At 41.3% G+C, this 21,237-nt stretch carries 20 protein-coding genes; 11 read left to right on the top strand and 9 right to left on the bottom strand.

Annotation, left to right across the window (positions count from 1 at the left end):
• Nucleotides 1–14 precede the first annotated feature (14 nt).
• The 4 genes from F612_RS0100685 to F612_RS11870 form a co-directional block, all read right to left on the bottom strand.
• Complete coding sequence (locus F612_RS0100685) at nucleotides 15–1,559, bottom strand: 2-isopropylmalate synthase (RefSeq protein ID WP_019555815.1); 1,545 nt, start codon at nucleotides 1,557–1,559, stop codon at nucleotides 15–17.
• Nucleotides 1,556–2,500: a CDP-diacylglycerol--serine O-phosphatidyltransferase gene (pssA, locus tag F612_RS11875; protein WP_019555814.1), complete on the bottom strand. Its 945-nt coding sequence runs from the start codon at nucleotides 2,498–2,500 to the stop codon at nucleotides 1,556–1,558. Before pssA ends, F612_RS0100685 begins: the two co-directional genes overlap by 4 nt.
• Before the next feature lie 97 nt (nucleotides 2,501–2,597).
• Nucleotides 2,598–3,131 carry a DsrE/DsrF/DrsH-like family protein gene (locus F612_RS0100675; RefSeq protein ID WP_019555813.1) on the bottom strand — a complete coding sequence of 178 codons (534 nt, stop codon included), beginning with the start codon at nucleotides 3,129–3,131 and terminating at the stop codon, nucleotides 2,598–2,600.
• A gap of 12 nt (nucleotides 3,132–3,143) precedes the next feature.
• Nucleotides 3,144–3,425 carry a sulfurtransferase TusA family protein gene (locus tag F612_RS11870; RefSeq protein WP_157760440.1) on the bottom strand — a complete coding sequence of 94 codons (282 nt, stop codon included), beginning with the start codon at nucleotides 3,423–3,425 and terminating at the stop codon, nucleotides 3,144–3,146.
• Between the two features lie 245 nt (nucleotides 3,426–3,670).
• Here F612_RS11870 and F612_RS11865 point away from each other — a divergent pair, with 245 nt between their 5' ends.
• The 5 genes from F612_RS11865 to soxA all read left to right on the top strand — a co-directional run bounded on the left by F612_RS11865 (nucleotide 3,671) and on the right by soxA (nucleotide 7,523).
• Nucleotides 3,671–5,140 carry a M48 family metalloprotease gene (locus F612_RS11865; RefSeq protein WP_019555811.1) on the top strand — a complete coding sequence of 490 codons (1,470 nt, stop codon included), beginning with the start codon at nucleotides 3,671–3,673 and terminating at the stop codon, nucleotides 5,138–5,140.
• 174 nt (nucleotides 5,141–5,314) lie between these two features.
• Nucleotides 5,315–5,692, top strand: a complete 378-nt coding sequence (gene soxX, locus F612_RS0100660; protein WP_019555810.1) for a sulfur oxidation c-type cytochrome SoxX — start codon at nucleotides 5,315–5,317, stop codon at nucleotides 5,690–5,692.
• A gap of 34 nt (nucleotides 5,693–5,726) precedes the next feature.
• Nucleotides 5,727–6,194 carry a thiosulfate oxidation carrier protein SoxY gene (gene soxY, locus F612_RS0100655; RefSeq protein WP_019555809.1) on the top strand — a complete coding sequence of 156 codons (468 nt, stop codon included), beginning with the start codon at nucleotides 5,727–5,729 and terminating at the stop codon, nucleotides 6,192–6,194.
• Between the two features lie 70 nt (nucleotides 6,195–6,264).
• The gene (gene soxZ / locus F612_RS0100650; protein WP_019555808.1) at nucleotides 6,265–6,576 is read left to right on the top strand and encodes a thiosulfate oxidation carrier complex protein SoxZ; all 312 of its coding nucleotides are present in this window, start codon (nucleotides 6,265–6,267) and stop codon (nucleotides 6,574–6,576) included.
• A 116-nt stretch (nucleotides 6,577–6,692) separates the two neighbouring features.
• Complete coding sequence (gene soxA, locus F612_RS0100645; protein ID WP_019555807.1) at nucleotides 6,693–7,523, top strand: sulfur oxidation c-type cytochrome SoxA; 831 nt, start codon at nucleotides 6,693–6,695, stop codon at nucleotides 7,521–7,523.
• A 402-nt stretch (nucleotides 7,524–7,925) separates the two neighbouring features.
• Here the strand turns inward: soxA and F612_RS0100640 are convergent, their stop codons facing one another.
• Nucleotides 7,926–8,327 (bottom strand): hypothetical protein, encoded by a 402-nt coding sequence (locus tag F612_RS0100640; protein WP_019555806.1) that lies wholly within the window; start codon nucleotides 8,325–8,327, stop codon nucleotides 7,926–7,928.
• Nucleotides 8,328–8,343: 16 nt separating this feature from the next.
• Nucleotides 8,344–10,200 carry a dihydroxy-acid dehydratase gene (gene ilvD, locus F612_RS0100635; protein WP_019555805.1) on the bottom strand — a complete coding sequence of 619 codons (1,857 nt, stop codon included), beginning with the start codon at nucleotides 10,198–10,200 and terminating at the stop codon, nucleotides 8,344–8,346.
• A gap of 119 nt (nucleotides 10,201–10,319) precedes the next feature.
• On the opposite strand from ilvD, the gene argA reads away from it, so the two are divergent.
• Both argA and rnt read left to right on the top strand, forming a co-directional pair.
• A complete protein-coding gene (gene argA, locus F612_RS0100630) occupies nucleotides 10,320–11,606 on the top strand; it encodes an amino-acid N-acetyltransferase (protein WP_019555804.1) in 1,287 nt (428 codons plus the stop codon).
• 21 nt (nucleotides 11,607–11,627) lie between these two features.
• Nucleotides 11,628–12,245, top strand: a complete 618-nt coding sequence (gene rnt / locus F612_RS0100625; RefSeq protein WP_019555803.1) for a ribonuclease T — start codon at nucleotides 11,628–11,630, stop codon at nucleotides 12,243–12,245.
• A gap of 197 nt (nucleotides 12,246–12,442) precedes the next feature.
• On the opposite strand, the gene grxD is transcribed toward rnt, so the two are convergent.
• Nucleotides 12,443–12,796 (bottom strand): Grx4 family monothiol glutaredoxin, encoded by a 354-nt coding sequence (gene grxD, locus F612_RS0100620; protein WP_019555802.1) that lies wholly within the window; start codon nucleotides 12,794–12,796, stop codon nucleotides 12,443–12,445.
• Between the two features lie 78 nt (nucleotides 12,797–12,874).
• Nucleotides 12,875–14,698, bottom strand: a complete 1,824-nt coding sequence (locus F612_RS0100615; RefSeq protein WP_019555801.1) for an N-acetylglutaminylglutamine amidotransferase — start codon at nucleotides 14,696–14,698, stop codon at nucleotides 12,875–12,877.
• A gap of 212 nt (nucleotides 14,699–14,910) precedes the next feature.
• Here F612_RS0100615 and F612_RS0100610 point away from each other — a divergent pair, with 212 nt between their 5' ends.
• From F612_RS0100610 to coaE, 3 genes are read left to right on the top strand one after another with little or no spacing between them, the layout of a single operon-like run.
• Nucleotides 14,911–15,786 (top strand): DUF1749 domain-containing protein, encoded by an 876-nt coding sequence (locus tag F612_RS0100610; RefSeq protein ID WP_019555800.1) that lies wholly within the window; start codon nucleotides 14,911–14,913, stop codon nucleotides 15,784–15,786.
• Nucleotides 15,787–15,802: 16 nt separating this feature from the next.
• Complete coding sequence (locus F612_RS0100605; RefSeq protein ID WP_019555799.1) at nucleotides 15,803–18,052, top strand: EAL domain-containing protein; 2,250 nt, start codon at nucleotides 15,803–15,805, stop codon at nucleotides 18,050–18,052.
• Nucleotides 18,045–18,734 carry a dephospho-CoA kinase gene (coaE, locus tag F612_RS0100600; protein WP_019555798.1) on the top strand — a complete coding sequence of 230 codons (690 nt, stop codon included), beginning with the start codon at nucleotides 18,045–18,047 and terminating at the stop codon, nucleotides 18,732–18,734. Before F612_RS0100605 ends, coaE begins: the two co-directional genes overlap by 8 nt.
• A 132-nt stretch (nucleotides 18,735–18,866) precedes the next feature.
• Here the strand turns inward: coaE and F612_RS0100595 are convergent, their stop codons facing one another.
• On the bottom strand, nucleotides 18,867–19,817 hold the full coding sequence (locus F612_RS0100595) for a Nudix family hydrolase (RefSeq protein WP_019555797.1): 951 nt from the start codon (nucleotides 19,815–19,817) through the stop codon (nucleotides 18,867–18,869).
• A 227-nt stretch (nucleotides 19,818–20,044) separates the two neighbouring features.
• On the opposite strand from F612_RS0100595, the gene hisC reads away from it, so the two are divergent.
• Entirely contained in the window at nucleotides 20,045–21,109 is a 1,065-nt protein-coding gene (gene hisC, locus F612_RS0100590) for a histidinol-phosphate transaminase (RefSeq protein ID WP_019555796.1), read from the top strand.
• Nucleotides 21,110–21,237: the final 128 nt, after the last annotated feature.

Here is a 21,237-nt window from a genome sequence, read left to right as displayed (position 1 = left end):
ACTGATATTGATGATTACACCGAAGCTTGTGGGTGTTTTTTAACAGAATTACCACAAATTTTATTAAGCGCATTGATATAGGCTTTAGCTGAAGACAGTACAATATCCGTATCTGACCCTTGGCCATTGGCAATACGCCCGCCCTTCTCTAACCGCACGGAGGTTTCACCCAATGAATCCGTACCGTTGGTCACATTACTCACGGAGTATAACTCCAATGAAGCTCCAGATTTCACCAAAGATTCAATCGCTTTAAAGGTTGCATCAACAACGCCTCCACCTTCAGCCATCGCATAAAGCTCTTTACCCTCAACCCACAAGGTAACTTCTGCTTTAGAAGCTTCACCTGTTTCAGTAGAGACCTTTAAAGCAATCAAACGATATATTTCATTTTCAACACGTTGGTTTGAGTTATCGGTTATCAGCGACTGTAAATCTTCATCATAAATTTCATGTTTGCGATCTGCGAGCTCTTTAAAACGAACAAAAACATCATTTAACTCTTGTTCGGTCTCAAACACCATGCCCAACTCTTCTAAGCGTGTTTTAAATGCATTTCGTCCTGAATGCTTACCCATCACCATTTTATTGGTGCTCCAGCCAACATCCTCTGCCCGCATAATTTCATAGGTTTCACGATGCTTTAAAACGCCATCCTGATGAATGCCTGACTCATGTGCAAAGGCATTTGCCCCGACAATGGCTTTGTTAGGTTGTACTGCAAACCCAGTAATATTGGAAACCAAACGAGAAGCGGCTAGAATTTCTTTGGTGTTGATACGGGTATCCACATCAAAGACATCTTGACGCGTTTTTATCGCCATCACCATCTCTTCCAGCGCGGTATTTCCTGCACGCTCACCCAAACCATTGAGAGTGCACTCGACTTGACGGGCACCATTACGGACAGCCGATAAGGAATTCGCAACCGCCAAGCCTAAATCATTATGGCAGTGTGCTGAAAATATAGCTTTATCTGAGTTTGGAATGCGCTCAATTAACTCTTTAAATAACGAGCCAAATTGATGTGGCATACTATAACCAACAGTATCTGGAATATTAATAGTGGTTGCACCGGCATTAATGGCAGCTTCAATGACTCGACACAGAAAATCAACGTCTGAACGGCCTGCATCTTCAGGTGAAAACTCTACATCATCGGTAAAATCACGTGCTCGTTTAACCGCCCAAACGGCCCGCTCAACGACTTCATCTGGTGTCATGCGTAACTTTTTCTCCATATGAATAGGAGAGGTCGCAATAAAAGTATGAATTCGACCTGAATTCGCCGGTTTAATCGCTTCACCTGCTTTTCGAATATCATTCTCAACGGCGCGTGCCAAACCACAAATAGTGCTCTCTTTAACAGCCGAAGCCACAGCATGAACCGAGTCAAAATCTCCTTGGCTCGCGGCGGGAAACCCCGCTTCAATCACATCGACACGCAACTTCTCTAACTGCTTCGCAATACGCACCTTCTCTTCTTTGGTCATTGAAGCACCGGGACTCTGCTCTCCATCACGTAAGGTTGTGTCAAAAACAATTAAATGATCTTTCATGTTTTATCTCCAGCACTGTTGACAGGTTTTACAACGTATTCTTCTACCACCGTTTCCTCCGAAATATTTTCTACATGCTCTGACGTTTCGTTAGTTGCTTTAACTGCAGGGTCTACTTCTGGTTCATTAGTCACAACAGTCCCTGCTGAAGAATCCATAGCACGATTTTCTGTTGAACGATGACCTTCCCGGTTTTGCTGTCGTAAAGCACGCGTTTTCTTTAATGTTAATAAGGTTACAACAGGTCCTGAGAAAGCATAAACAAAGAAAATAATAAACAACAGCACCGCCGGTTCAAGCGTAATAATCACAAACACCAAAACAACAACAAGTAGCGTCATAAAAGGCACTTTGCCTTTGAGATTGAACTCTTTGAAAGAACTGAAGCGGACATTACTGACCATCATGACACCCGCAAAAACAGTTAACACTAATGCCGTAATTCCAACGAATGCCGGCACCCCTTCAACGACGGCTTCAAGATGATCTCGATTACTCTCAACCACCCATATCAGACCGGCTAATAGTGCAGCGGCAGCAGGGCTAGGCAAACCTTGAAAATAGCGTTTATCTGCCACACCCACTTGAGTGTTGAAACGTGCCAACCTAAGTGCGGCGGCCACCGTGTATACAAAAGCGACTAACCAACCCAGCTTACCAAAGTCATGCAAAACCCACTGGTACATCAATAAAGCGGGAGCCAGTCCGAAAGAAACCATATCCGCTAAGCTGTCATACTCTGCGCCAAATGCACTACAAGAGTTTGTCATTCTTGCAATGCGACCATCCAACCCATCAAAAATCATGGCCAGCAATATGGCGATCGCTCCATGCTCGAAATTGCCTTGAATTCCAGCGATCACAGCATAAAAACCTGCAAATAATCCAGCAGTTGTCATTAAGTTAGGTAGGAGATAAATCCCTTTTTCAAACGGTTTCATATAGCCACTTTATTATTTAGATTAATTTCAGACATTCTATCAACTTATTTGGATGAGAGCAGCTTAATTCGAGACTCTGCCCCCTTAAAGCAGGGGACTATATCAGTAGGCTTTGATTTTCTGGTGTTTGTGCAAAATAAGAAGCAGCACCCGCGAAACCAATTCCACTGATAAATTGATCTTGCTCATACCCCATCAAATCGACTGTCATTTGGCAAGCGGTCATCTTAACCCCCAATTCCAGACACAGCCCTCGTAGCTCATCAATAGGTACTTGACCTTGCATCAGCATCTGCTTCTTAAATCCCCAGGTTGCTAACATTGAAGCTCCTGGCATCGTCCACACTAACCCTGGTAAACATTGGTTCCAATCAATTTTCTTTAACCAACCAGGCCCAATAGGACTTTTAATAGGCATCCCAGGATTTCCCAAGGGAGTGACTTTTAGGTTCTGTGTATTTTTCAAAATGGTTTTTAAACCATAAAATGTAAAAAACATTTCAACCTCTTTATCCATAACCGCTGCAGTACTCGCCAATATAAACGCGGGATACGCCCAGTCCAAAGTCCCCTTAGTCTGAATCAGACTAAACTGACTGGATACATCCCTATTTTCAATAATATTATTCATAAGACCCTCTGATCAACTCTTTGGAAGAGCCTGACGCCAAATTTTAAATTCAATTATAGGTGACTGTTGTACCAATTCATAAAGCAAACCCTGTTGCTGACAAAAAGCAGGAATATCCTTCAACCCTCCTGCATCAGTAAGTTCCATCAGTATTTGCACCTCCTGCTTTGAATTTTGAGCCAAGCATTTTTTAAGCTTAATGATTGGCATAGGGCACGCTAATCTTTTAGTATCTAACTTTATCAACATAATCACACTCTTAACATAACTTACAAAAGCATCAAAGCTTTTCACTCTATACTATCTAAACAATGACACGAAAACCTACTATAAAACTACCCTAATTGAATAGAGCTTACTTATAATAACTCTAAGCAAGAGGATAACAGGTCAATTATTTGAATGGCAGGCTTATAAAGCTAGCCCTACCTCACGACCACAAAACAGGACCGTTATTGACATTTGCAACCCTAAGTAAAACAGATAGACACACCGCATAGCAACAAATGATTCATAACGAGTTATAAACGGATTAGCCCATGCAATACCGACGATTGATGATCAAGCACATTCTGGCCTTTCTTCTATTTCAGGCCAGTTCTTTATCAGTGCACTCAGCGGAACTTCCGGATCTTGGTGCGCCAGATTTGATTGAGTATGATCAGCAAACGGAAGAACAACTCGGGCGTGCATTCACAACTTCCCTGCACACAGATTATTCATTAAATTATGACCCAGAAGTCGTCAGTTTCGTGCGCAAAATCGGACATAAAATTGCCAGTCAAACGGGCAATCATCGTAACTTTAGATTTTATGTGATCAATAATGATTCAATCAATGCCTTTGCAGGTCCAGATGGGGTTATTGGCATACATACAGGGCTGATTCAAGCAGTCCAAAGCGAAGATGAACTCGCCTCCGTGATCGCCCATGAAATTGCTCATGTTACGCAGAGACACCTTTCACGGCGTTATGAGTACCAGTCTAACCAAGGCAATATCGCCAGCATTGCAACCATGCTCGCGGCTATTTTAATTGGAATGCAAGATACCAATGCTGGTATGGCGGCGTTAATGGGTGGTATGGGCTATAACATGGAACAACAACTCAAAAACTCCCGTATGCACGAATCAGAGGCCGATTTTAAAGGTATTGAATTCCTCCAAAAGGCAAACTATGATCCCTATGCTATGGGACAATTTTTTGCACGATTATCAAAAGCAGGTCAGAATAATTCATCTTCGTTGCCTGAGATTCTTCGATCACACCCCGTTACTGGGCACCGACTTGCTGAGGCTGAAAACCGAGCTCAAACGATGCCACCTCTTAAAGCCAGAGAGCCCGACAATAGCTTAAATTTAATAAAACTTCGCTTAAATCAAGCCAATTTACAACGAGACAGCCACAACCTGTTTTTCTCAGAAAATCAATCCGCTGCAGAAAATTGTTATCAGCTTAATTTAATCAATATGAACAGTCCAACTAATGATGAAAAAATGAATAAAAGCAGAACATGTTTATGGCAACTCATGAAAGATAATCCCCAACAGATTCTGTATTCTAATTTAATGATGGAATCCATCGTAAAGGACCAACACAAAAATAAGGAACTTTTAAATCGAGTATTAAAATATGCAGAGTATCAGCAAGCACTTCATCCCAACGATGTCTCAGGGCTACTACGATATGCAGATTTACTCATAAGCCTTGATAAAGTAGAGTTGGCGCAACAAACTCTAGAATCGAGAAATGAGAACCAAAAATACCAATATCAAGTAAACCAAAAACTGTCTGAAATATACGCATCACAGCAGAAAAATGCGGAAGCGTATTATTTCCAAGCTGTTGCTCAATTGAACATCGGTAATACAGAAAGAAGTGAGTATCTGTTAAAAAAAGCTGAACAAAATATAAACGGTACAAATTTTATTTTAGAACATAAGATTTTTATTTTTTCAAATAAATACGCCAACCTGTTGAAAAAAGACACAAAAAGGCCTGAACAGTAACCTGTCATAAAATCTAGCAAGCTAGGTATTAAATAATACTATAGGTAATCATAGGCAAAAGCCTTGCGTTTATCGTCCAAGGCAGTAAGCTATCATTCCTAAGAACAAACGATTGTTCAAATAAAAATCCCAACATATAATGGGAACGTCGAAAGACATCTTAGGAGGAGAGGAATGATGAATTCTAAAATGAAACAACTGTTGACAGCTTTAGCCCTTTCAACAGCAGTACTTACAGTTCCAGCAACTGTGCAAGCAGCTGAAAAAGCTGCATCTGCAATTGACGAGGGTAAAAAGCTTGCTTTTAGCCGATCTAAGGGTAACTGTCTAGCTTGCCACATGGTAGCTGACGGCGCTATGCCAGGTAATATTGGCCCAGCGATTATCGCAATGAAATTGCGTTTCCCAGATAAGCAAAAGCTGTTCGACAAAGTTTGGGGTACGCCTGAATCTCAGACGGTTCCTAACAGTATGATGCCTCCTTTTGGACAAAATGGCATCCTAACTGATAGTGAAATCCATAAAATTGTTGATTACATTTATACTCTGTAATCTTTTCAAACCTTAATTGGGAGTTTAAAAACTTATGAAACGTAGATCTTTTCTTAAAGGTACACTAGCTACTGGTGCTGCAGCTGTTGCTGTAAACGCTGGTCTTTTAACACCAAGCACAGTATTAGCTGATTGGAACAAAAAAGCATTCACTGCTAAAACAGCTGACGATGCACTCTCTGCATTTTACGGTTCTAGCAATGCGACTGCTTCTGGCGACATCCAACTTAAAGCCCCTGCTATCGCAGAAAACGGCGCAGTAACACCTGTAACAGTTGATGCATCTGGAATTGATGGTGTTGAATCTATCGCGATCCTTGCAAGCAAAAACCCAATTCCTTTGGTATGCGAATATACTTTTGCTGCTTCGGCTGTAGGTTATGTCTCTACTCGTATCAAAATGGGTCAAACCATGAATGTTATCGCAATTGTTAAAGCTGGTGGTAAATTACTAAAAGCTGAGCAAGAAGTTAAAGTAACAATCGGTGGTTGTGGTGGTTAATTTTCTTTAAACATTGTTTTAAAGTTTATTGAAATACACGACAATTAAAGAATTAGAAAAAGGAAATTACATGTCTATTAAAATCAGAATGCGTGGTAAATCAACTGGTGGCGTTGCAGAAATTAAAGCGTTAATCAAGCATCCAATGGAATCAGGTGTTCGTATGGATAAGAAAACTGGTAAGCCATTTCCAGCTAAATTCATCAATACGGTTGAAGTCACTGTCAACGGTGTAAAAGCGATTGATGCTCAGTGGTCTGGTGCAGTTTCGGCTAACCCATATGTTGCTGTTAAAGTTAAAGCTAACTCTGGTGATGAAATTGCTATCTCTCTTTCAGATAACACTGGTGAGAAAGGTACTCATTCACTTAAGTTAAAGTAATTAAGTGAATATTTGGTATCAGTTTCATAACTGGTACCAAAAAATATCAAAAATATTAAAAATAAAAATAATAATAATAATTTGAAATATACAGAGCTCTCGGACGGAGGATTGGAATGAAAAAGACATTACTCATAGCCTTATCACTAGGTGTAACAGTAGCCGCCACTTCGACACTGGCAACTGCTATGGATCCAGAAACTGATCGCCAACAACTGGTTGATTACTTTCAGGCAAAAAATCCAAAAATTGCTGTTGACGAATATGTTAACGGTGCATACATTTATTCAGCAGACAAAATGCAACAATGGGAAGCCGCTGAAGAATTCCCTCCATATTTAGATGCTATTGATGCGGGTGAAGCCCATTACAATAAAGACATCGCTACTTACGAAAAGTGTTTTGGAACGGACGTATCCGCGATTCGTCCAAAGTATCCGTACTTTGATGAAAAAACACAACAAGTCGTAACGCTTGAAGGTGCAATTAACAGCTGTCGCACAGACGCTGGTTTAAAAGCTTACAAGTGGAAAAAAGGTGCTTTAGCTCAAGTAAGTGCTTATCTTGCATACAATGCTCGTGGTCAGAAAATTAACGTTAAAATCGATACTGATGGAGCTCGTGCAGCTTATGAAGCAGGTCGTAATATCTACATTAAGCCAACGGGTCAATTGAACCTGTCTTGTGCGAAATGTCACACTTATAATGCAGGCCGCAAGGCGCGTTCAAACCTGCTTTCGCCAATCCTGGGGCACACGACACACTTTCCTGTGTTCCGAGCTAAATGGCAAAATCTTGGTACGTTGCACCGTCGTTATGGTGGCTGTCACAAAAACATGCGTGCTAAGCCTTTTAAAGCACAAAGTGAAGAGTACCGTAATCTAGAGTTCTTTGAAGCCTACGTTTCAAATGGCTTAAAAATTAATGGACCTGGTTACCGCGAATAATACTTTCTCGGTTGCCCTTAAAAACCCAGCTATGCTGGGTTTTTTTATGCCTGTGATTTACCCCCCCTTTTTCAGAGGATAATTTTCACGGTTTCAACTAAGCATCCGATCCTGTCCAAGATCTAAGCTCCCTAAAACGCCTTTTTTGATAGACAATTGATGTAATACATCAACAAAGCCATGTATCCCCACACCTATAGGTTAATCACGTAAAAGACCAACACTTCCTTCTTGCAAAACATGAAATAACCCTAAAAGTTATGTCATCTAATAAATCAGCCGAAACACAGATATAAAAAAACCAGCCGATCGGCTGGTTTTTTATTGGTTATTGGAATCGTCTATTGAAGAGTCACCGCGTTTAATCCATTCAACACAAGCTCACTCATGTCTTAACGTCAATTACAGTCCTTCTACCATCTGTTCACCTTCGTAGACCCAATCAAACCCTTGACGGACCCATTTTTCAAGACGTAGCATAAATTCTGGATTATTCAATCCAAGCTTCTGAGCGATTAAGAAAACTTTCTCTTGCTCTTCCTCGCCAAAGTGACCGTCTTTATAAGAGATTTTAATTAACTCTTGCAAAGTAATTATTTTAGACTGTCTTGTATTCATAACCTGCAATAAGGCATCAATATCAATATCCGCTTTATCTAAATCATAATGGATACCATAAGCCGAACTAAAGTCTTGCAAGTATTGAATCTCTTCCTCAGAAATCTCATCATCCGCCGCGGCTAAATTTGCGGCTAAATCAAACACGACCTGGCGCTGTTCTTGCGTTAATTTATCTACAAACATGTGTACTCTCCGTTAATTATCGGTGTTCAATCTGTTCAACATCCCTTACGGCACCAAAAGCCGCACTGGTTGTCATTGCTGCATAAGCACGTAAAGCGGCGCTGATTTTGCGAGGGCGCACTTCCAATGGCTTCCAAGCGTTACGACCTTTAGAGACCATCGCTTGGCGACGTTCAGCAAAAACTTCATCTGTTAACAAGGCTTTAATCGTACGATTAGGAATATCAATTTCAATCGCGTCCCCCTCATTGATCAATCCAATATTACCACCTTCCGCTGCTTCTGGTGATGCATGACCAATAGAAAGACCAGACGTCCCTCCAGAAAAGCGACCATCCGTTAATAAAGCACATGCCTTACCCAAGCCCTTAGACTTTAGATAGCTCGTTGGGTAGAGCATCTCTTGCATTCCAGGTCCACCTTTCGGCCCTTCATAACGAATAATTAAAACATCCCCTTCACTAATTTCATTAGCAAGGATGGCCGCAACAGCGGAATCCTGACTTTCAAATATACGTGCAGGCCCAGTAAATTTAAAGATAGATTCATCCACACCAGCCGTCTTAACAATACAACCGTCCAGAGCAATGTTACCGTAAAGAACCGCTAAACCACCCTCTTTAGTGTAAGCATGCTCCATATCACGAACACACCCGTTAATCGGATCATCATCTACTGTTTTCCAACGCTTGCTTTGACTAAAGGCTTCTGTAGTTCGCACATTTCCTGGTGCCGCTCTAAAGAAAGTGTCAATTGCGTCATCATCGGTACGACGAATATCCCAAAGGTCCAGCGCCGCTCCCATGGAAGAAGCATGAACAGTGGGAACGTCGCGCTTAATCAATCCACCTCGATCCAATTCACCTAAGATTCGCATAATGCCACCGGCTCGATGCACATCTTCCATATGAAATTGCTTTGAGTTAGGAGCGACCTTGACTAAGCAAGGCACTCTGCGAGAGATATGATCCATATCCGCCATGGTGAAATTGACTTCAGCTTCTTTTGCGATTGCTAACAGATGCAATACTGTATTAGTTGAACCACCCATTGCAACGTCCAAAGTCATTGCATTTTCAAATGCCTCAAAGGTCGCGATTGAACGTGGTAATACAGAATAATCATCTTCATCATAGTGCTTTTTGGCAATCTCAACGATACGACGACCTGCTTCTTCAAATAGGTGTCTGCGATCCGAGTGAGTCGCTAAAGTTGTACCATTACCTGGCAAAGCAATCCCTAAAGCTTCTGCTAAACAGTTCATCGAATTCGCTGTGAACATCCCGGAACAAGAACCACATGTTGGACATGCTGATACTTCAACATCCTCCACATCGGAATCTGAAACACTATCATCGGCTGCCATAACCATTGCATCAACCAAATCCAGTTTAATACCAATACCGCCAAGAACAGTTTTACCCGACTCCATCGGGCCACCGGTGACAAAAATGGTTGGAATATTTAAGCGCATCGCAGCCATCATCATGCCGGGAGTAATTTTATCGCAGTTTGAGATACAAACTAGGGCATCAGCACAATGTGCATTCACCATATATTCAACGGAATCGGCAATTAAATCGCGAGAAGGCAGTGAGTACAACATGCCATCATGACCCATTGCAATTCCATCATCGACTGCGATCGTGTTGAACTCCTTGGCAACGCCACCAGCCTGTTCAATAACCCTGGCGACTAATTGCCCCATATCCTTTAAATGAACATGTCCTGGTACAAACTGTGTAAAAGAGTTAGCAATGGCAATAATAGGCTTGCCAAAATCACCGGTTTCCATGCCTGTGGCTCTCCACAAGGCGCGAGCACCCGCCATATTACGACCATGGGTACTGGTTTTAGAACGATATACAGGCATTAAAAACTCCTTTGAGTCGGTTCATTTAAATTTAGTCTGGCCGTAAAGTACTGAGTATTTAGACTTTCACCGACAGACTGTTTATACTTATAAAATTATTAACCTATTTTCGCACATTCATGAAGCAATCTGAATTAGATTTCATTAATACATTAAGACAATCTTCTCGGTATATCGAACAGCACCGTGGGAAGACCTGTGTCGTTTATTTACCGGGCGAGTTAATGCAAGCGCCTGATACATTAAAACAATTATCTCAAGACGTTGGCTTATTGCATAATCTTGGCTTAAAGATTGTCTTAGTCATGGGTGCAACGCCACAAATTAATGCTGCCTTAGAAAAACAAAATATCCCTTGGCAACATCAACAACAATTCAGAATCACTACCTTAGAAATTTTACCAATTTTTCAGCAAACAATTGGGATCGTTCGTAGCCAACTAGAAGCTGTTTTCAGCCAGGCCACCTGCATGCAAGCAAACCCGTTAACCTTGATATCGGGTAATTGGGTTATTGCCCAACCGATCGGTGTTATCAACGGCATTGATTTTCAATACACCGGGAAGCTTAGAAAGATTAACCATACCGCCATATCAGGTTCACTCGATGCGGGACAGATTGCACTTTTAACGCCCCTCGCTTATTCATTAACGGGTGAAGTCTTCAACCTTAATACACTTGAGCAAGCTTGTGAAGTCGCCAATGCTATTCAAGCGGATAAGCTAATGATCTTTGCAAACCCTCAACAATTGCAAGACTTACCCAAACAGTTGAGCATTCCCGAGTTAGACCATATAATTCAAGACTCTAGCGATCCGGAACAAGTGCGTTTTCTACAGCAACTTGCAAAAACTAACCATACGGTTAAGCGCGTTCACATTATGGAACAAGAAAATCCCGGTGCATTACTACTTGAGTTATTTTCTCTTGATGGTGTTGGAACCCTTATTTTTAGTGATCGTTATCATCAACTTCGTCCAGCAACGATTGAGGATGTCGGTGGTATCCTAGACCTGATTTCACCACTGGAAGAACAAGGCGTACTTGTTAAACGTTCTAGAGAGCGACTTGAGCTGGAAATTGAAAACTTTATTTTAGTGGAAAGAGATCAACATATTATTGGTTGCGCTGCACTGTATCCAATTGCGGGTCAAACGGGAGAGCTAGCTTGCTTGGCTGTCCACGAAAGTTATCAAGGACAGGAGCTCGGTACTGAGCTCCTAAAAGCGGTTGAAAAAAAGGCCCTCACGCTAGGACTTAATCGTTTATTTCTTCTGACCACACATACACACCATTGGTTTATTGAGCATGGTTTTGGGCTGGAGTCTGTTTCCGCGTTACCCTCAGAAAAGCAATCCCTCTATAATCTTCAAAGACTCTCTAAAGTCCTCATAAAAGTGCTGTGACCTAACAGCGAAAGCGAATACATGAAAAAAATTACCCAAATTAAAGACCGTTTTCGCGGTTTCTTACCCGTAGTGATTGATGTTGAAACTGCCGGATTTAATTGTGAAACGGATGCTTTATTAGAAATGGCCGTCGTTATGTTACAAATGAATGCGGCCGGACATCTTGTCCGTGGCACAACATTTGATAAAAATATCTTGCCGTTCAAAGGGGCTAACATTGAACAAAGTGCTCTAAAATTTATTGGCATGGAAGACCCTTTCCATCCTTTTAGAGAAGCCATTTGTGAAAAAGAAGCTTTAACAGCTCTTTTCAAGCCCATTAATCACCAGCTTAAACTTCAAGGGTGTTCACGAGCAATTTTAGTCGGCCATAATGCATTTTTTGATCTAAACTTTGTGCAAAAAGCGGCTGCCCGATGCCACATAAAATCCCCTTTTCATGACTTCAGCACCTTTGACACAGTGTCAATGGCTGGCTTGGTTTATGGGGAAACAGTTTTGGCCAAGTCCGTACAGGCAGCAGGTTTAGAGTGGGATAATAGCCAAGCACACTCGGCCGTTTATGATACAGAAAAAACAGCCGATCTGTTTTGTACCATCGTTAATCAACGCCCATTAACCAAACCTGAATATTAGACACTCTTATCCTATCAAAAATGACCAGGCCTGGTCATTTTAAAGCCCCCATTTTGAATGTATTCTGGTTTAGAATCTCCTAAACTTAAGCGCATAGAAGTTAACGTCATAAAAAAGGCACCCGAAGGTGCCTTTTCATTTAAAAGTATAGGTTCAGAACGAATACCAACCTCTAGTATTCGCTCATATCATCAGGTTTATGATGCTTCGTTTTTAGCGATGGCATCTGCCATCATTTTCTTTAATTCACCTGATTCCGCTAACTCTAAAGTAATGTCACAACCACCTTGTAATTCGCCACCGATGTAAAGCTGCGGAAAGGTTGGCCAATCTTGATACTTAGGTAAATGTTCAAAAATGGTTGCATCAGCCAAAATATTGACAAAAGCAAACTTCTCTCCAGTCTCTGCCAAAGCTTGCGCAGTACGACTAGAAAAGCCACAAGATGGCATTTGTGGGGTGCCTTTCATATACAGGACGACAGGGTTACTTGTTACTTGACTGTGAATTCGCTCTAAAGTCTCTTGTGCTACTGGATCTTGATTTTCCATTAATTTATCCTCATCTTTAATTTCCGACTATTTTACTAGGTTATAGCTTGAGTTCATAGTATTTTATGAGCACACCCATTAAATGCTTTTATCCACATGCTTTTGCAACCAAAATTCTAATAAGGCAGCATGCCACAATTTACTGCCTTGAATAGCCGTAAAACTTTGCGGAGCCTCCGGATTTTCTAACAGCTGTTGTAATTTATGTTGGTTAAAAATTCCGCGTTTTTTAGCTTGGGGAGATGTTAATAAGGTTTTCATGTACTCAAAAAATTCGCCACGTACATATTTTAATGCTGGCATTGGAAACGCCACCTTAGGACGATCGATAATTTCATCAGGCACGAGTCCACGCGCAATCTCTTTCAAGATATGCTTACCATCACTCTTAACTTTTAACTCTATTGGGGCCGCCATCGCTGTTTCCACTAACTTATGGTCTAAAAAAGGCACTCGCGCTTCTAACCCCCAAGCCATTGTCATATTATCCACTCGTTTCACAGGATCATCAACAATCAAAGTTGTGACATCCAAACGTAATACTTGATCTAAAAACGTATCGGCTCCGGGGTCTGTTAACTGATCACCAATCAAAATAGAGGTGACGTCCTCAATATGATATTCTGGATTCACGACCTCAAGCCATTCTTGGTGAGATCGGTCAAAATAGTGTGGTGCAAACGCATTCACTGCATCCTGCGGTTTGCTTAAATCGATGTTACTCCCAGCCTGGTACATTTTTGGGTACCATGAATAGCCACCAAATACCTCATCCGCACCTTGACCAGACATTACCACCTTCACTTTTTCAGAGACTTTTTCTGACAAAAGGTAGAACGCAACCGCATCTTGGCCTACCATCGGTTCGGACATAGCTTCAACGGCTTCATGCAGTCTTGGTAAAACATCCGCATTTGGAATCAAATACTGTTGATGATCTGTTTTGTAACGCTCTACGACCAAATCTGAAAACTCAAATTCGTTACCTTTTTCTTCGGGTGCATCTTCAAAACCAATCGAGAAGGTTTTGATATCCTTAACGCCCGCTTCATGCAGCATGGCCACTAATAAACTGGAATCTAAACCGCCAGAAAGCAACACACCTACAGGAACGTCTGCCGCTGTCAAACGTTTATGTACCGCCTCTTTTAAATCATTATGAATCAAGTCTATCCAGGCCTGGTCACTTTGAGGTGCTGGCTTGCCATGTATCTCAGTCAGACGTTGTGCCTCCAAGTGCCAAAAACGTTTTTTGTACATCTGGCCGTCTGGATTCACAATCATCCAATGGCCGGGTTCAAGTTTTTTAATGCCTTTTAAAATGGTATGAGGTGCTGGAATCACAGCATGTAATGTGAGCTGGTGATGCAGACCAACTGGATCAATGGTTGTATCTATATCATCACGGGTCAATAATGCCTGGGTATTTGAGGCAAAACGCATCCCACCCTCGACAGGCGCATAATAAAGCGGCTTAATCCCCATTCGGTCTCTTGCCAACAATAACTGCTGTTGATCATCATCCCAAATAGCAAATGCAAACATGCCCTCAAAATGCTGTACACACTCCAACCCCCATTGACGGTAGGCTTTAAGAATGACCTCTGTATCAGAATGGGTTACGAACTTATGCCCTAATGCTTCTAATTCCACCGTTAGGCTCTGGTAGTTATAGATACAGCCATTAAAGACCAAAGTGAACTCTTGATCCTGCATGGGTTGATGGCCTGCATCCGATAAATCTATAATAGATAATCGACGGTGACCGAGTCCAACCTGATCTCTAATCCATACACCTTCATCGTCTGGCCCACGCTTTACCATCTGCTCTAACATGGGTTTTAAGCGTGAGATGTCTGCTCGCTGACCATTCCAATAGATTTCACCACAAATTCCGCACATACCATCACTTCTTTAAAGTTATTTATCTGTTTTTATTAAGACACTATATTACCTGTTTATACTTTTGGGTGAAAACATTAAATGATGAACCCTACTCTACTCTGAGTGTGCTTTAATGGAGTAGCAAGAATTGCTTGAGTTTACCCGCGTTCTATTTTTTGCTAACCTACAAGTCTATGTCAACTAATACACGGCTGTATTACAAGGAATATATGAAGTTACATTGGTTCACAAAACAACTCCCTTATATTGCGCTCTTTCTATTAGTCGCGACCTTCCAAGCTAAAGCCGGCAATGTTGTCCATACGATTTCAGCCCTTAATATCAAGGCTGATGCCGAATTTGTTGAAGGAGATGCCGATAAAACAGCTGTATTAATCCTACACGGGTTTCTAACTACCAATCGATTTCATACTGTCCTGGCAATGGCTCAAGCGTTACAAAGTGAAGGTTATACAACCTTAACGCCGACACTGACGCTAAACATCCCGCAACGCCAAAATCCTCTTAAATGCAATTCTATTCACACCCATACATTAGAAAGAGATGTCATTGAGATGACTGAGTGGATTCAATATCTACACGATAAAGGCTATCAAAAAATTGTCCTGCTGGGACATTCCAGTGGTAGCCAAGAGCTGATTGAACTTTTAAATAATCACCACGATCTCGGTATTAAAGCCGCTATATTCACCAGCCTGTTTTATTTAACAGGCGAAGAGGTCGGTATCCAACCAAATGAAGTCCACTTTGCCCAACAAGCACTCAAAGAACACCGTAATCAACTCTACAATTACAGTTTTTTATTCTGTAAAGGTAATTACTATGCAACGCCAAAGAGTTTTCTCTCCTATCTAAAACTTAACCGTCCATACATTCTTGATTCACTTAAAAACTTGACCATTCCAAGCTATACCATTATGGGAGAATTAGACAAACGTTACCAAACCGTCGGCAATGACTGGTTGAATGCGTTAGATAAAACAGGGACACACCTAACGACAATTGGCGGTGCTAACCACTTTTTTTCCAGTGAACATGAGTTTGATTTACATGATGTTCTGATTCAAATCATGCAAAATCTTTAGAGTAGAGACCCCCTAAATGGCCCTTGGTACCAAAAACTTTCTTATTCAACCTCTTAAGGTTTATTTTCTAAGCTTTTTGTTTACAGGTTTAGTGCTGCTGCTGTTTCTTAACTGGTCTCTTTACAATGAAGGTCAAAAAATCCAACAAACTGTGCATAAACAAGCGCAAGTGGAAGCCAAAAAAGAGATGACGGCTATTTTTAAAAAAACGTTAAGTGAACTTCGCCACTCTCTGAAAGCACTAAGCGAGTGGGATGAAGTCCATCAACAACTCGAAGATTCCAGCTATTATTTTTATTGGCACGACGACCGTCTTAAAGAGAGCCAATATTTCAACAAGCATTACGATCAGGTTGAGATCTATAACCGTCAAAAGACATTACTAGCCCCCTCATCTCTTGAAAAAATCTCACATAAAACGCTGCCTTTAACCATTCGTTCTTTAACGCCGACCATTGTTTTGACAAAAAACAGAGAAACACATCTAAACCTCTTCGAACCTATTTATTCGAGGAGTACCGAACAGATTTTAGGCTACATTGGGGTTTCCCTTGATTTACTACCTTACTTACAAGACGAAAACACCTTCTATCATGTCGATAAAAGAACCTTATCATTTAGTGGCAAGGGTGACATACCGTTAAGCCAAATAATGGAGCAGGTCAGATATCAACCTATTGCCAATCCCGTGACCGATTATTTATGGCAGCTCATTCAAAAGTTTATATTACAACTCATTATTCTATTGTTGGTCACTAGCATATTACTCTCAATGATATTTAATAAATTGTTTTACCACCCGTTAGAAATCATTTCTCAATATCTGAATCGCCTCAAAATAAATCCAAAAGAGCCGCAACAATTACCTCAAAAGACGTTTTATCTTAGAGAGTTTCAAGAATTACAAGCCTCTATACACAACTATCATCGTGATCTGCAGGTCACTCAGCAAGCACTCGACAATCAAAACCAAACCGTATGGGACCAAGCGCGGCGTGATGTTTTGACCAATATCTATAACCGTAGAGCTTTCGATGAAGCTTGGAATGAACTTTTAATGAATTTACCTCATGACAAGGTCTCCACCGGTTTTATGCTGTTTGACTGCGATTTCTTCAAAGCACTAAATGATACTTATGGTCATGAAATCGGGGATAAGGTTATTCGCACCTGTGCCTTAACCATTCAACAAGCCTTACCGATGGATTGTCCTCCCTACAGAATTGGTGGTGATGAATTTGCTGTCATACTCCAGAATAAAAACATCGAACAGATCATTGCTGTAGCTGAAAAATGTTTACACGCTTTAAGAAATTATAATTTTAGTTCTATTGGCATTAAAGAAAAGCTCTCTTTTAGTGTCGGCATAAGTTATGTCTCACCTGGTGAATCTACTGATTTTACGAATGACATTGCCAGCTTACCTCGTCAAGCGGATATCGCTATGTATAAAGCGAAACAGTCTCACCAAGACAAAGTGCAGTGTTATCACCACCAACTAGAGTCACAAGCTCATGCACTGGTCTCTAATGAGACCGTTAACACAGTCGTCAATGCAATCCATACCGGTGAAAACATCGAAATGCATTTTCAACCCATTCAGTCAATAAAAACAGGCGCGGTTTACTTTGAATCCCTTATCCGCATTCAAAATAACAACAAATTAATTTATCCAAATGATATTTTCGCAGTTGTTCAACGCCGCCGCCTAGAAGTCGAGCTGGATACTCAAGTCATTCAGGCCATTTTAAGAATGGTCATTGCCGGAAAACTACCGAAAGAGACAGGTGTTGCCATTAACATTTCAGGTAAAACGCTTTTACAACCCGGTTTCACCTCGCTTTTTGCAGATTTTATCCCTTATTTAAAGTCCTTTAAGGTGGTGATAGAGGTCACCGAAAATATTTTAATTGACCATATGGAATACGCACAAACCGTGCTTAATGAACTTCGACAACAAGGTTTTTTAATCGCATTAGATGATTTTGGCAGTGGTTACTCCTCTATTCGCTATTTGGCACACATGCCTGTAGATATCATAAAGTTTGATATGAGCATGACTCACGCCCTCAAAGCAGACCATAAAACCAAAAATATTATTAAATCCACAGCAGAAATGGTTTTACGTTCTGGTTACGATTTAGTGATGGAAGGTATTGAAGACCAAGAAATGTATGACAATGCGCAAGAAGCAGGTGCAACCCACCTACAAGGCTATCTTTTGGGTAAGCCCAATATCACTCCAACCCTTCCTAAACATGGTTAAGCAAACTTTACCGTCTCAGAAGAGTCAACGATGCCCCCCTCGTCCTAAAATTATAGGGTTGACGGGTGGCATTGGCTCCGGTAAAAGCACACTCAGCCAACTGTTTGCAAACTATGGCATTCCAACGGTTGATACCGATCTAATTGCACGCCTTGTAGTACGACCAGGTTCAAAAGGTCTACACCTCGTCAGTCAACTATTTGGTGAAAGCATTCTCCAAGAAGATGGTACCCTTAACCGCATGCATCTGCGTGAACTTATTTTTAATGATCCTACAGCCAAAGAGCAGTTAGAAGCTATTTTACATCCACTGATTCAAGCCGAAACCGAATCACAAATCGCTTGCCTCGTTAATGAATCATACCTATCTATCCCCTTGCCATTGGTACTCGTCGCCATTCCACTCTTGGTAGAAGGCATACAAAAGCAGGGACGTAAGCCGGAATACATTGATGAAATTTGGGTGATTGATAGCCCACAAGAACAACAAATCCTGCGGGCATGCCATAGAGATCAAAGCACAGCCGCTCAGATTAAAAAAATCATCGCAGTACAAGCCACTCGAGCACAACGCTTAGCCGTTGCAGATCGAATCATTCATAATGACGGTCATCTTGAAAAACTACAACATCAGGTGCAACAGATTATGCAGGGGTTTACGACACACGACAATCCGTCATGATAGACCAATAAGCATCGCCGCCAGTCAACATGACAAATCGCAGGTTATTTGATGAAAGTTAAATTATTTTAACCAGGCCTGGTCATTACAAAACGAAGTGTCTTGGTAACTTCTTAATGAAACTGTCGCCGCTCAAATAAATGTCGAACTAGGCCAAAGTCCTGAAATCGCTGCGATGCCTTGTCCACCTAGTTTTTGGGCCTGTTCAACATTTTTAGGTTGCATACCTCCTAAAGCAAACACTGGGATTGGTAGGGTTTTAACGACATCAGAAAACGCTGACCAACCTAGTCCTGGTACATCTGGGTGGGAGGATGTTTCTTGGATGGGAGAGAGCAGTATAAAATCCGCTTCAATTTTCAATGCCTGTTCAATGTCTTCCAACGTATGTGTTGATACACCAAGCAACTTATCTTTCGCAATCGGTCGTGATTGATAATCGTAAATGACATTCGAAGCGAGTTGCATCCCATCTGCATCGGGCAGTAATGACAATAGTTGCGGACGACCATTTAATAAAATTTTAGCCTGATAGTCATGCGCCAATTTGATTGCTTTGCTCGCTAAAGACAACAATGCGTCTTCCGACAAATTTTTTGCCCGTAACTGACATAAACGAATACCGTTCTCAAGCGAAATTTGTAAACGTTGCAGAGCGTCCTCTTGACCTTCAAAGTCACCTGAAATCATATACTTATCGGCTAATAGCAGTGCGGTAATAATCCCTCTATTGGCTTCTGGAAATGACATTGTGGCCAAGTCTAAAATAGAGACCCAGGCAACTTTCTGCCCCTCATTGCCACGAGGTTCACCCGTAAATGTTTCTGTGACGTACACATTTAACCGCACGGTAACGGTTGGGTAAGTCCAGGGAACAGTCATTAAAGGTTGCCAATCGGTGGTTTCAACCGCTAACTCTTCTAGAAACTCACGCTTTAGGGCATTTTCTAGCGACTCTTCCGCTTCGACCTTGCCTCCTGGAAACTCCCAAAGTCCTGCCATGGTTTGCGAAGATTGTCTCAAACTCAAACAAACCATATTCCCTCGTTTTAAAATACCAATTACAATTTCTGTATAAGCCATTTTTCTATTCCTTTACTCAAATACTCGCTAAAATAGCGCTCTGAAAACGGGGTTCTGTAAACGTCTGTAATGGGTCTGCAAACTCACCAGGCCTGGTCATTTTACGGTAAAATATGGATTATATTAACCGCAACGACTTCGTTTTCATGTCGAACGGCTTATAGGCTATTTCAAATTAAGACCCTAGCCTAAACTCTAACATTATCATTCAATATACGGATTCACATATGAGCCAATTCTGGAGTCAACTTGTTCACACCTTAACCCCTTACATTCCAGGGGAACAGCCTAAAGTGGACAACTTAATTAAGCTTAATACCAACGAAAATCCTTATCCGCCGTCACCTAAAGCTTTACAGGCCATTAGAGATGAAACGGGAGAATGCTTAAAACTCTACCCGGATCCCAACGCAGAAGTCCTCAAGCAGGCAATTGCTGATTATTATCATGTCGAGCCAAATCAAGTGTTTGTCGGCAATGGCTCTGATGAAGTGTTGGCGCACGCTTTTCAAGCGCTTTTAAAACAGGATAAACCACTGCTTTTCCCTGACATTACCTATAGCTTTTATCCTGTGTACTGTGGACTCTATGAAATTGAGTACCAAACCATTCCATTAACCGATACATTTGAAATTGACATTAAGGACTACTCTGTTGATTGCGGTGCGATTATCTTCCCTAATCCCAATGCACCTACCGGACGTTTATTGCCACTGAATGCCATTGAAAAACTACTACAAAACCATGTAAACAGCCTGATTCTAGTGGATGAAGCCTATATTGATTTTGGTGGAGAGACGGCCATCAGCTTAGTTAATCGTTATCCCAATCTACTGGTCACACAAACCCTCTCTAAATCTCGCTCTCTCGCCGGAATTAGGGTTGGTCTTGCCATAGGTCAAGCACCCTTAATTGAAGCCTTAGAGCGTGTTAAAAACAGCTTTAACTCTTATCCATTAGGGCGTCTTGCGATCTATGGCGCTAAAGCATCTTTTGAAGACCAGGCCTATTTTGTATCGTCGTGCCAAAAGATTATAACAACTCGTGAGGAATTGATAACCACCCTGCAGCAATTAGGCTTTCTGGTTATTCCTTCTGCTGCAAATTTTATCTTCGCCACCCATCCCAACTTCCCCGCAGAACAACTGGCTTCTGCCTTACGTGAACAGTCCATCATTGTGCGCTATTTTAATAAGCCTCGCATTGACCAGTATCTACGCATAACTATTGGCACTGATGTTGAAAATAAAATACTTTGCGATGTCTTAGCAAAGATTGTTTCAATGCCCTAAAACCAGCTTTGAAATCGACTCACTTTAAGAATTCAAGCATCACACTGAAAAACAAAAAGCCCATTGAATTAGAATTCAATGGGCTTTTTTATGGCCTATAAAGGTCGTAACCACTTAAAGGTTAAATT

The organism is Thiomicrorhabdus arctica DSM 13458 (genome assembly GCF_000381085.1).
In the GTDB taxonomy this organism is placed as follows: domain Bacteria; phylum Pseudomonadota; class Gammaproteobacteria; order Thiomicrospirales; family Thiomicrospiraceae; genus Thiomicrorhabdus; species Thiomicrorhabdus arctica.
The sequence above is the reverse complement of the archived record's forward strand: the minus strand, read 5'-3'. Positions and strand labels throughout refer to the sequence as shown.

What these genes read in the sequence shown, in the direction of transcription:
- grxD (WP_019555802.1), bottom strand. Translation starts at nt 12,796, where the DNA reads ATGGAAAATCAAGATCCAGTAGCACAAGAGACTTTAGAGCGAATTCAC.
- rnt (WP_019555803.1), top strand. Translation starts at nt 11,628, where the DNA reads ATGAAAAAAATTACCCAAATTAAAGACCGTTTTCGCGGTTTCTTACCC.
- soxZ (WP_019555808.1), top strand. Translation starts at nt 6,265, where the DNA reads ATGTCTATTAAAATCAGAATGCGTGGTAAATCAACTGGTGGCGTTGCA.
- soxX (WP_019555810.1), top strand. Translation starts at nt 5,315, where the DNA reads ATGATGAATTCTAAAATGAAACAACTGTTGACAGCTTTAGCCCTTTCA.
- hisC (WP_019555796.1), top strand. Translation starts at nt 20,045, where the DNA reads ATGAGCCAATTCTGGAGTCAACTTGTTCACACCTTAACCCCTTACATT.
- argA (WP_019555804.1), top strand. Translation starts at nt 10,320, where the DNA reads ATGAAGCAATCTGAATTAGATTTCATTAATACATTAAGACAATCTTCT.
- soxY (WP_019555809.1), top strand. Translation starts at nt 5,727, where the DNA reads ATGAAACGTAGATCTTTTCTTAAAGGTACACTAGCTACTGGTGCTGCA.
- F612_RS0100685 (WP_019555815.1), bottom strand. Translation starts at nt 1,559, where the DNA reads ATGAAAGATCATTTAATTGTTTTTGACACAACCTTACGTGATGGAGAG.
- F612_RS0100610 (WP_019555800.1), top strand. Translation starts at nt 14,911, where the DNA reads ATGAAGTTACATTGGTTCACAAAACAACTCCCTTATATTGCGCTCTTT.
- ilvD (WP_019555805.1), bottom strand. Translation starts at nt 10,200, where the DNA reads ATGCCTGTATATCGTTCTAAAACCAGTACCCATGGTCGTAATATGGCG.
- F612_RS11865 (WP_019555811.1), top strand. Translation starts at nt 3,671, where the DNA reads ATGCAATACCGACGATTGATGATCAAGCACATTCTGGCCTTTCTTCTA.
- F612_RS0100605 (WP_019555799.1), top strand. Translation starts at nt 15,803, where the DNA reads ATGGCCCTTGGTACCAAAAACTTTCTTATTCAACCTCTTAAGGTTTAT.
- soxA (WP_019555807.1), top strand. Translation starts at nt 6,693, where the DNA reads ATGAAAAAGACATTACTCATAGCCTTATCACTAGGTGTAACAGTAGCC.
- F612_RS0100615 (WP_019555801.1), bottom strand. Translation starts at nt 14,698, where the DNA reads ATGTGCGGAATTTGTGGTGAAATCTATTGGAATGGTCAGCGAGCAGAC.
- F612_RS0100640 (WP_019555806.1), bottom strand. Translation starts at nt 8,327, where the DNA reads ATGTTTGTAGATAAATTAACGCAAGAACAGCGCCAGGTCGTGTTTGAT.
- F612_RS0100595 (WP_019555797.1), bottom strand. Translation starts at nt 19,817, where the DNA reads ATGGCTTATACAGAAATTGTAATTGGTATTTTAAAACGAGGGAATATG.
- pssA (WP_019555814.1), bottom strand. Translation starts at nt 2,500, where the DNA reads ATGAAACCGTTTGAAAAAGGGATTTATCTCCTACCTAACTTAATGACA.
- coaE (WP_019555798.1), top strand. Translation starts at nt 18,045, where the DNA reads ATGGTTAAGCAAACTTTACCGTCTCAGAAGAGTCAACGATGCCCCCCT.
- F612_RS0100675 (WP_019555813.1), bottom strand. Translation starts at nt 3,131, where the DNA reads ATGAATAATATTATTGAAAATAGGGATGTATCCAGTCAGTTTAGTCTG.